Annotated in this window: 5 protein-coding genes; 1 reads left to right on the top strand and 4 read right to left on the bottom strand. The window is 65.9% G+C overall.

Annotated features, from left to right (window positions below; genetic code table 11):
- Positions 1-26: 26 nt before the first annotated feature.
- Positions 27-1208 (bottom strand): macro domain-containing protein, encoded by a 1182-nt coding sequence (locus CLT72_RS21170; RefSeq protein ID WP_101413270.1) that lies wholly within the window; start codon positions 1206-1208, stop codon positions 27-29.
- A 631-nt stretch (positions 1209-1839) separates the two neighbouring features.
- On the opposite strand from CLT72_RS21170, the gene CLT72_RS21160 reads away from it, so the two are divergent.
- The gene (locus tag CLT72_RS21160) at positions 1840-3690 is read left to right on the top strand and encodes a TOPRIM nucleotidyl transferase/hydrolase domain-containing protein (RefSeq protein WP_101413269.1); all 1851 of its coding nucleotides are present in this window, start codon (positions 1840-1842) and stop codon (positions 3688-3690) included.
- Positions 3691-4326: 636 nt separating this feature from the next.
- Here the strand turns inward: CLT72_RS21160 and CLT72_RS21150 are convergent.
- The 3 genes from CLT72_RS21150 to CLT72_RS21140 form a co-directional block, all read right to left on the bottom strand.
- Positions 4327-5730, bottom strand: coding sequence for an AbiJ-related protein (locus CLT72_RS21150; protein WP_144082296.1), 1404 nt, complete (start codon positions 5728-5730; stop codon positions 4327-4329).
- Positions 5731-6006: 276 nt separating this feature from the next.
- Entirely contained in the window at positions 6007-9507 is a 3501-nt protein-coding gene (locus CLT72_RS21145; RefSeq protein ID WP_101413266.1) for a DEAD/DEAH box helicase, read from the bottom strand.
- Positions 9492-10325: a hypothetical protein gene (locus CLT72_RS21140; RefSeq protein ID WP_101415294.1), complete on the bottom strand. Its 834-nt coding sequence runs from the start codon at positions 10323-10325 to the stop codon at positions 9492-9494. Before CLT72_RS21140 ends, CLT72_RS21145 begins: the two co-directional genes overlap by 16 nt.
- Positions 10326-11281 lie beyond the last annotated feature (956 nt).

The raw sequence follows: 11281 nt of genomic DNA, 5'->3' as shown, positions 1-11281 counted from the left end.
CCGGCAGCGACCCCGGCCGGAGGTCGTCATCGGCGGCTATGAGTGCCGCAGCGACCGGCGGACCTGACCGGAGTCGCGATCGCCGGACGGCCGGTGCCCGCCGCCGGGCCTGGGCGGAACGGACCCGCGCCGGGCCTGGCTCGACCGGCCGGCGGGAATTTCCCGTGAGAGGGCTGGCACCTGGTTGAGGGCACGCAGGCAGGCCCGCAGCTCGACGTCGGTGTAGGCGAGGAAGAGCACGGTGCCGACCCGGCTCGCCGGCGCTGTACGCGCTCCAGCCGGGGCGCCACGCCGCGCTTCAGGTGGTCGACGACGGCAGTCACCAGCCGCTCGGCCGTCGGCTCGACCGGCGCGCCGCCCGCCCCCGCGCCGAGCAGCGGGAACAGGATGCTGCGCGCGGGCCCGGTGAAGCCAGGCGCCGCCGCGGCGGCCAGCGCCCGGGCGACGGCTAGGCCCAAGTCGCGGATTGGGCGGTAGCCTGCCCCCGGCTGCCCCTCCACCGCCGCTACGTGGACGAGGAACCGCACCCCGTGACTCCCGGCGAGTGCGCCGGACGAGGTTACGATCGCGGACCCAGCGGCCACCGGCCGGCGGTCCCGAACCGTCTCCGCCAACTCCTCGGCGATCAGGTCGTCCAGGACGTGGCCGCCGACGTCGCGGCGGGCGCCCTCGTACCGGATGATGCCGGACACGGAGAAGTCGTGGACGCGGGCCATCATCATGTCGGTGTTCTCCGCGTTCACCCAGGCATCGACGCCGCAGACCGCGCGCAGGTCGCCGGTGATGACGCCAACCCACGGGCGTCCGCCGGTGCCGTCCCTGAGCTGAAACCAGTGGGTCTTCTGGTGGGCCAGCACGGCCGGCGGCGGCAGTGAGGCGTTCGCCGCAGCCCGGCGCGCGGCCACCTCGGCCCGCCGGGCGGCCTGCGCCTCGTGCGCATCCCGCCGGGCGGCGACGTTTCCCGCGCGTACCGCTGCCGTCCACAGCAGCAGAACGAAGGCGCCCGCGCCGCCCAGGGTGACCCCCAGGACCGTGCCGTCGGCGGTGGTGGACGGGAACACCGAGAAGACCACCAGGGTGGCCGTCAACGCCGCGCAGAGCCACGCGAACACGAAGAGGGTGTGCCGAACCCCGACCGCCGAGGCCCGGCTGCCCCACGCGAAGCTGCCGAGACAGAGCGCGAGGAAGACGCCGGCGGCGATGTTCACGACCAATGTATGTCACCGTCCCGAGAAGTCGCTGCGGCTGCGAACTCACTGTATGGACTGCCGTCCATCGGTCCGGTCCGGGCCGACGGCCGCCAGCCACCAGCCAGGCCGCACGGGCGCTTCGCCAGGCTCGCTGCGGCGGGGGTGCATGTCCACGCCACTCAGGTGTCACTGCGCCCGAGATGGCCATGTGGCGAGCACCAGGGGCAGCGGTCGTCACGGCGTGGCAGTTGGGCTGAGCGCTCGCGCTGTCGCGGTAGGTGGATCGTGGAGGTGATGTCGTCGGCGTCGCGGTGTAGGCCGGTGGTAGCGAGCATGAAGTGATTGATGGCCTCCATGGCGACGAGGCCGTTGAGAGCGATGACGCTCGGTGCTGGGACGCCTGCCACGTAGCGGGCGGCAGCGCGCTCGTGTCGGGGTGCATGTCGATCGCGAGTTCAGGCGAGGTTGATGACTCCGGGGATACGGTGACACCTCGAGCAGGACTGCCCTATGGACTCTCCTGATTAGGTGAGGCGGCGTCGTAGGGGCGAGTAGTAGCCTGACTTCTGCGGCTCGTACCGATGCCTGTCCGCGAGCGTCGGACGCGGCGCTTGCGTGCCCGGGGCGTATCGGTGCAGGAAGGATCTCCATGCAGCTCGTGTCGATGACGGTCCACGGTTTCCGCAGTCTGCAGGACGTTGGCCCGATTCCGATTCGGCGCCCAACGATCCTGACGGGGCACAACGACAGCGGGAAGTCGGCCACGATCGACGCGCTCGCGTTCCTGCTGGGGACCTCGAACCTTGCGGAAGAGGATCGAACCTTCAAGGCACCTGGGGATTCAGGAGACGCAGCGCCATCCGACTCCGCCGGTCCGACGGCCGGAAGCCGGGTGGAAACCACATGGGTGGAAGGCGAGTTCCGGCTCTCGAACGCAGAGCAGCAGGACCTTTCGCTTCCCGAAGCTGTACGGATGCGACGTCTCAACAGCCATGAACTCGGCTCCCGCCTGGAGTTGCTGGTAGATGCACCGGAGGATGTGCGGCTGCGAAACCTCGACGCACAGTCGGTGGCCGATTTACGTGCGACCGCAGAAGAGCTCGGAGTCACTTCCACGGGTGACAGGCGGGCCAAGAGCAGTTGGATCACCCCCCTCCAGGAGTACGCCCTGCTGCAGCCGTCAACACAAGCCTGGATCCCGGCGAACAAAGAGGTCGTCGCCTGTCTGCCGAAGTTCCTACGCTTCGGTGACGCCGAATCTGCTGAAGCGGCCGTCAAGGTGGCCTTGAACAGTCGTTATCGATCCCATCTAGAAGACGAGGATCTCAAGCAGCAAGTCCGGGGCTTGGAAGAGGAACTCGGTCGCCGCGTACGCGAGGACGCACAGGGCTTGGTCGAGCACATCAAGCAACGGTGCCCGGACCTGGTTTCCGTCGATGTGCTACCAGATGTCTCATTCAAGGCTGGCCTGCAAGCCACGAGGATCCTGCTGGCGCGTACCGACGGTGAGACTGTAAGCCTCGGTGCAGTCGGTGCCGGTCGTTCTCGTCGTATCAGTCTTGCCATCTGGGAGTGGACGAGCGAACTCCTGCAACGAGATGTCGCCAGCCATGACCTCTCTCACGGGCCGCAGATCGTGCTCGCCTACGATGAGCCCGACACCCATCTGGACTACATCCAGCAGCGCCGGGTCATGGCACTGATCCGGGAACAATGTGCGATCGCGGGCGTGTCCATGGTCATCGCCACCCATTCGATGAACCTCATCGACGGGGCCGCAATCGAAGACATCGTTCACCTGCAACTCGAGGGAGAACGCACACAGGCTAGTCGGCTGCTGTCCGACCTCGACGACGATGCGAATGGGCAGTTCCTGTCTGACATTGCCACAGCCCTAGGACTGCGCAACACCGTCCTACTCCACGAACGATGCTTCGTCGGTGTCGAGGGCCCCAGTGAACAGCAGTCCTTCCCGCTGCTGTTCCGACTGTGCACGGGCCGGCCGATGCATACGGCCGGAGTCGTGATCGTCGGCTGCCACAACAACGAAGGTGCCTTGAAGTTCATCGGCTACCTGGCCCGCTCAAAGCGGCAGGTCATGCTCATCGTCGATGCGGACAGCCGGAAGACGAACAAGTTGTTCAGCGATGCCAACTTGGTCAAGGAGGGCCTGGACATCCCGAGCCAGACACGCTTCATCGGCCAGAACGACACAGAGTTGGAATTCACCTTCACTAATGACCAGTGGTGCGTGCTGGCCAACTCACTGTGGCCTCGTAACGAAGGAGTCTGGGAACCGGAGGACATTGACGCCCTCCGGTCCGGGAAGTTCAGCGCCGGCCTGCTGAAGCTGCTTCGCGAAGGTAGCGACCGTGGTCCGTCATCCAAGGTCGAGATGATGTACGAGATGGCGCGAAGCCTCAAGACAGCTGACGAAGTTCCTCCTCAGCTTCGCGATGCGTTCCTTGAGGTCGAAAAGCTAGCCGCCCTGGACGCGTGAAGCTCGACGGCTCAACATCCGGGCGCGTCTCTGCTCAAGCGTGGGGGATTCCCACGGGTGCCAGCTCTTAGCCGGAGTCCAGCGTTGACCGTGTCCGCGTTCCGGTACCCCGCACCAACGGCACGAGTTGGGCTCCGGAGTCTCGGAGTGACGTATGCGGTGTTCGATGGCTGTCACGGCACGACCTCCCTCCTCCAGTGCCTCTACGATCGCACAGGGGTACGACACTTTCTGCAGTTTATTGCTGTGAAGTAGCTGGTCAGGCGAGGTGGGAGCGCTCGACCTCACATGCTGAAGAAACAGACGATCGTCGGCGTAACGGGCCCTCAACCGGGTACTCCATGAACCGCTGTCAACCTAAGCGGCGCCCCGCAGCAGCCATGGCTGGGCCGCCCCATACCCCGAAAGTCCAGCGGGCTACGGGACGGGCCCCAGAACTCGCGGCCGGCCGCGTGTAGTTAGGTAAGTATGACGCTCGAAGGGCCGTCAGCGGCGGAACCCTCGCCGGCCGTCCGGGGAGTCGCGTTCAAGAAGGGCCGGAACCAGGCGGCCGGGCGGTAGTCGCCCATGCCGGCCGCTCGATTGTCGGGTGAGGCGGTCTGCCGGGTGCTGGGCGTGCCTAGCCTGCTTCCTCGTTTACCTTGTCAGGGCAATGTGGTGTCGGCGGAACAGACTGTCGAAGAAGGCCGTGACCAGCGGGCGCGCCTGGTCCTCGTCGTGGAGTTCGTTCGTGCCGAACCGGTACACCTCGTAGCCGGCGAGGGTGAGGTCACGGCTGGCTGCCATCGTGCGTGCGTACTCGTTGCCGTCTGGGAGCCAGCGTCGCTGGCTATCGGCGGCCTCACGCTCGCTTGCGTAGTGCGTCTGACCGTCGACCTCCAGCACGATTCGGGCACCTGCCGGTGCGAGCAGCAAAAAGTCCATGCGGAACTGCACCAGCGCGTCCTTTCCGCGGGCCTTCACGGCCTTCGGGTCCCAGTGGCGCCACACCTCGGGCAGGAGAGCCGGAAGCTCCTGCAGGGCGGCACGGTAGATGTCGTGGTACAGCTTGAACAGAAGCAGCTGATGCCGAGAGCCTTGCGGCACGCTGCTGCCAAGCCGCTGGTAGAGCTCCCGCTTGGCCTGGTGATCGTCTTGGACCTGGCGGGTGTCCGACCACCACCTCTGCAAGTCGCGCCAGCGCAGGCCCGCAGGGCCGATAGGCCGGTCGTAGACGAGGACGTCTCCGGTGGGATCCACCACTTCGACGTCGCTGTCGATGACGTCGATGAGCCGCAGATCAGGTTTTCTTGCGCACGCGAAGATGAGCTGCTTAGGCCTACCGGCCCTGGATCCGGTGGCTACCAGGTGGAAGGTCGGGTAGCCGTCGGCGTTGCCTGTCTCCCGAAGCTCCAGCCCGACGCCGGCCAGTGGCGGATTGATCGCGTCGACCAGCTGACGTTGGGCGTCCTCATCTGGCACGGTGTCGCCGGACACCATGCCTTCGAGGAAGAGAGCGAATCTGCGGTCAGATGCCTGATCGACCGCACCGAGCTCGTCGAACAGCTGCTCGACAGTCCAGTCGTCGTTGCGGTAAAAGTGCCGATCGATCTGTCCGCCAAGGCTGGTGTCCTCGAGACCGAAGAAGGGGTCATGGCTTCCCAGATCGAATAGCGTGCCCAGGAGAGCGTGGAATCGCTGGGCGTGGTTGACCAGAATCCACCCTGGCAGCGCCCGAGCGAGGTCGCGACGTGTCCGCTTCGGGATCGGAGGAGGATGCTCGTCGGCCCACACAAGATCCTGGACCATCATGCGGTCGAGCATGTTCAGGCCGGTGTTCCGCTCCACCAGGCCGACGGCGACCTCCCGAAGCCGCTCGTCCGACACCCCTGCGGCGCTGCTCTCGCCACGCTGCGCTTTGCTCCCACCCTCGGCCGACGGCGGAAGTCCAACCGCGACCAGGTCCTCGTCGAGCTTGTCATGAGTGCTTCCAACAGCGATCGCGCGGGCGGCTCGGATCACGATCGCACGAAGCGCGGCGACACTCGCGTAGTCGGCCATCGTGTCATTCTGGCAGGCATCGCACCGAAGTTGCCTTGCCTGCACGGCGAGCAACGCTACGGCCACACGTTCGTAAGACGACGCCTGTTCTCCTGCTTGCGCAGTCGCATCGACCACTGAGGTGGAGGTCGGCCGCGTTGCGGGGGGATGGAGCAGGTCAGGGTGTGGGTCATGGTGGTTCGGTGGTAGGGCGGACATCGACGTGATGAACATGCTCCTCGCTGCGGGCGCGAGCAGGGTGCCTTTGAAGCGAGTACATGCCCAGTAAGGCACGGATCAGGAGCCGGCCTCGCCGAGCGGCAGGCTGATGCGCAGGGACGGCGGGAAGACCCCGTCGTTCAGATCAAGGGTGATGTCAAGGCCAGTGTCGAGGATCGCCTGGATGTCCGCGTGATCCTGCGAAGCGATAACCGCCAGGATGTCGTCACTGGCGTAGATCGCGATTGGTGCCGGTGCTGGTTCTTCCCGGACGGGCTCAAGCGACAACCGGCGACCATCAATGGACAGCCACGCGGCGTCGCGTACATCAACGCTGACGGCGCCGGTTTCCAGGAGCGTCTTGAGTAAGCTCCGGCTGCGTAGCCTGGTGAAGTCCAGCAGGTCGAGAACCTCCGACGCGGACGCGTCGTAGCGGTCACGCCACTCCGCGATGCCCATACCGGCGAGCCAGGATCGGAGATCCTCATGCGTCGCTTCCACGCCGATCGGTAGATCGGCGACGACCGCGTGGGCCAGCCTGCGGGAGCGAATACCTGCGATCATCAACCGCAGGCCGTGCGGGGAGTTGACCCCGTAGCGGATGTATCCCGCCAGCTCTGGGCAGAGCCGCTCATCGGTCTCCGCGTCGAGCAGACCGTTGTTGACCAGTTCGACCACAGCGCCGACGGTCCACGACAGGTAATGCTCAAACTGTTCGGTGACCGCGCCGACCATCTGCTCAACTCGCCATGCAGGTTCCGGTGCGGCAGCCAGGTGTGTGTCGGCCAGCTGCGGAAATGTCTGCCCGGCGATCCAGTCGATGAGCAACTCCATCACGTTGACGTCAATGTCGCCGGTTCGAGAGGTTTCCCGGAATCCCTGCCGCGGTGCTTCCCGGAGGGTAAGCAAGGTCTTGAACATGTCCGGCAGCCAGCGAATTGTAGCTTCCGGCTCCCGTAGATTCGGCAGGTCGCCCCCAAGGGCATTCGTCAGGATAGAACTGGTGATCCGCTGGGCGAGCTGGTCGATGGCTCGGGCGGATCCGATTGATGTTCCGGTTCGCGCCCAGCGGCGCCGCGCTGCGGGATTGCTTGCCAAATACCGACGCTGCGTTACGGCGGCGATGTGGTCACAGATCGCGGCTACCTGTGGTGATTGTCTGGCAGCGAGCGTCGTGTTGACGATCGCCTGCATGTTGATGCTGGCGGGATCGGTGCGTCGGTCTTCTTCAGTGGCCAGTACGAGCCAGACGAAGCTGATGAAATCGCCGGCGGGGCCGAAGGCCGTGAAGACGGCGTCCTCGTCCTCGCGCAGTTGAGTCTCGAGTTCTGCGAACGACTCAAGCGCGGCATCGGTGATCAGTGATGAGGTTACGGCCAGATCGTCGGCATCCGGGTTGAGATCCGTGAAGTCCTGTGCGGTCGGGGCGGCGCCCCGCACCAGCACGATCCAGCCTTCAGTTTCCTTGCCAGCCCGCCCGGCGCGGCCCATGGCATTGACCAAGCGCGCGCCTCGCAGTCTGCTCTCTGGTGGCTGGTTCGCGTACGCATGGTCGTAAATGACGACGGTCCTCACCGGCAGGTTGACGCCGTCCGTCAGCGTCGACGTGCACGTGAGGTACGGCAGCGTGTCATCGCGGACCGCAGCCTCGAGTGCTTCGAGGATCTCGACCGGAAGGCCCGCATGGTGGAAGCCGACGCCGTGGCGCAGCGCGGCGACGAGTGGGTGATCGTCGCCGAGTTGTTGGCGAACGAAGTCGACCAACGGGGCCAGAGTTGGCTGCTCGTCGCAGGCATCCGCAAGGCCCTGGGCCACCTGCTGTGCCTGAGCCCGTGTGCTGGCTACAACCAGTACCGAACCGGCATGTCCCAGCCCTGTGATCATTTCACTGGCAATCACATACTGTTTTGTCGACCGGCCAGGGTCCCGGACCGCGCCGGACGGGCCGATCTCCTCGGACTTGCGCACGAGCAGCCAGCCGGTGTCGCGCTTCCACACACGAATGGTTCGGTTGTCCGCCATTCGCAAACGAATCAAACCGTTCAGCCTGGTGGTGTGCCGATACCGCCACTTTGGGGCACGAACGCTTTCGACGCGGGTGCTAGCCCAGTCTGCTGCGGTGGTGAAAACGGCGTGCAACCGCCTCGGGCCGCGCCACTGCGACTCGTGGCGTAGACACGAGCCGCCAGGTTCAAGCCACTGCGCGATCTGACCTGAGTTACCCATTGCTGCGGAGATGAGGACAATCTTATGATCGCTGTCCGAGCTCAGGTAGTCCAACAGCGCGATGACCTGCTCAAGAATGAAGCCTCGCCCGGACTCCTTCAGCAGCTGCGCCTCGTCGAAGACGAACATTCCGAAACGGTCGAGGACTGCCTGCGCGTCGTGACGCAGCAGATGCGCTAGTCGCTCCGGAGTCATGACCTCTACATCGGCCGGCTCGTCCTCGGCAGAGTCGTCAAAGAACGACCAAGTGGAGGGATAGTCAGGCTGCTCGCTACCGGTCTCCTTCTGCAGAATCCGTACTCGACTCGACATCGCCCGCCGAACCTCTCGGCCCAGACTGCGAGTCGGCGCCACGTAGCAGATGCTGCGGTCGGTCCGCGCCAGATGTTCCACCGCCAGCAGCTGAGCTACCAGTGTCTTGCCGCCACTGGTCGGAACTGCCAGCACCATCCGCCGCACGGCCGGATCGAACGGTGATTGTAGGCCAGTGAGTAGTTCCCGCTGAGGCTCCCACAGTGTCAGCACCGGTGGGCTTCCCACGGTGAACGCCTGCCGAACCAGCGTCGACACCTGCGGCGGCAGCACCCGCGGGTTCCATAGCGAGCCGGCCTCGGCCTCAGCAGACAGTTCGAGAAGGTGGTTCGCCACCCACCGCGAGTGCAGATCCTCAGGGCCGGCTGCACCGACCGCCGCGGTCCTAAGCCGGACAAGGCCACTTTGCAGACGATCGGCGCGTCCCCGCGCGAAGTAGGCGAGCAGGTCCTCGGCACCGAGGACAACCATGTGGGTTGGCCCGAACGCGGTGGTCGTCAGGTCGGTCAGCTCCGCATCGCGGGCCAAGGCATTGAGCCCGCGACGCCATACCCCGAACCAGCGGAATAGGGTCCGGGTCTCGAACCCCAGAAACGCTAGACCGGCCTCGAGCGAGAGCGTGCCGATGTGATCAACGACCGCTGACGTGAAATCGATGTAGGCGCGTAGCCGGTTCATGATTGCAGTGGCATTCGGGTCACGACCACCGCGGCGGTAGCCGATCGCGGCAGCGAACCCAAGCGAAAGCCGATCGGCGGGCGACCATCCATCCTGGTGCAGGGCCAGATCGAAGATGTGTGCGCTGACCAGAAACGCCTGGCGCTGCCGGGCGAGCGCGTACCGTTCACGGGCTCGGTTGACTGACGCGACGCCGTGCAGATACCAACCGGCATCCAGCAACTCCTGGGCGATCTCGGTGCGACGCTGCAACAACTCGGCTTCGACGTCGGCCATCAGCTGCTGAAGCTCCTCAGCAGTCGGCAACCCGGTCCGGCCGTCCAGGGCGCCCCGCAGCAGCGCCAGATCTAGAGACCGCTCCACACGATGTCCTTCACCCGCTCGGCGAACCCCGGAAAGTCCGGGATCGCCACGACGATGCTTTCCGTCTGGCTCGATTCAGAGAATTCGGGAAACGCCGTCCTGATCGACTTGAACGCCGACGGCAGCCTCGGCGCGTGATGGTCCGACGTGCCTACCGACACCCCCACCCCGGCGCGGTCGCTGCGATCAATCCACAACTCGACCAGGTCCGCGTACAGGTCACCGAGTGGGCCATCCACGGCGAGGGTCTCCGGCCCGGTGAGCTTGGCCAGATACTCCGGACCGCGATCGCGTAGCTGCTTGCTCGCTCGGTTGATCGTGGCTGATACGAGTGCCTGGGACTCGTGCTTCTTGATCTCCCATAGCCGGAAGACGAGAACGCTGGCGCCGTTTTCGTAGACGACCAGGCCGTCACCACCGGGCTCCAGCGGGTCGGCCTTTACCGGATGAGCCCGAACCAGCTGACGGCCGTCTCGGCACACCGACCGCTCCAGCAAGATCCGGTGCCACAGCAGCTCAGCGACGTGACCTTGCACGTGATGCGGGTCAGGTGGACTCTCTGGCGAGCCAAACGCGATCCCCGCGAAGCTACGCACTGTGCTCTGCCGCGTAGCGGACTCGGACGGACCGCCGTCACGGCGGGTACGCCACCAATCGAGAGCTGGTGCCCTCCCACAGGCGACCCGCATCGCGTCGTCGGCCAGAGTCTGCGCCACCGTCTCACGGTCGTCACCGGAGAGCGACTTACCGCCTATCACGTACTCGACCGGCGAACCTGCAGGACCATCGACCAGCTGTAACAGGGAGCTGAGAGCCACGGCGGAGAGCGTACTGACCGGATGGGCGAGTTGGCAGCCCTGCGTGCGGCGGTCTGTACCCATGTGACCACAGGCGCGCGCAGCCGTTGTCGCTGGTGCGGCGCCACCGAGTTCGGCCGGGTCGGGTGAGCTAGGCGGAAGGTGGCTGCTGTTGTAGAGGCCACGCAGGTTGCTGTCCGCGCTTGGGCAGCTCTCGGTGCAGACCGGCTGGTCCCATAGGTGAAGGGGACCCGGCGGCTGAGCCGCCTTGGTCGTTGGTCGGTCGGTGTGCTCCGGCGCGCCCGCCGGCAAGGTGGCGGGTGCGCCGGAGCAGCCGTCACGGCGATGGCTGTCAGAGCCTCCGCCGTGGTGTGGCCCGCCGCGCAAGGACGGAAGACACAGGTCGGCGCTACCACGATGTCCATCGTCGCCTACCTGGAGGCGCAAGGTGGCGGGCTTCTGCACCCGTCGCCCGACCGGGCGGGCGAGCCACCATCGCCGGGCACCCCCTCGCGCTACACCGGCAGACCGTGGATCGCGGGGCGCAGTGGTGGCAACCTGCGACATCCGCGACGCCCGCCTACAAAGCGACGCAGCGGAGCCAACCGGAACCTTCTGCACGCTGGTCGCCCAGCGCCCCCGTGCCAGAAGAACAACAGCTTCTCGGTCAGCGGGCCGGCGCCGTCCCGGTAGTCGGGGCCTGGGTTCCTGGTGGCGGCGGGGCGCGAGGCTGCGCGATGGGCCCGGTCAGCTAACAAGTGCGGCAGGCTTGCGTGAGCCGCGGGGCCCGCGTCTCCAACTCTCCGTAACTGACGCGAGACGTGCTGTCGTCGTAACCCCTGTCAATCCATCGGCTCCATCCCAGACACGAAGGAACGACAAGGGCCCTGCGCCGGATCGGCGCGATCATCAGCGCCGTGCTGGTGGCCGTCGGGGCCGCAACCGTCGGCGCAACGCCGGCCTCGGCCGCGAACTTC

The sequence above is a fragment of the Micromonospora sp. CNZ309 genome (genome assembly GCF_002846525.1).
The sequence above is the reverse complement of the archived record's forward strand: the minus strand, read 5'-3'. Positions and strand labels throughout refer to the sequence as shown.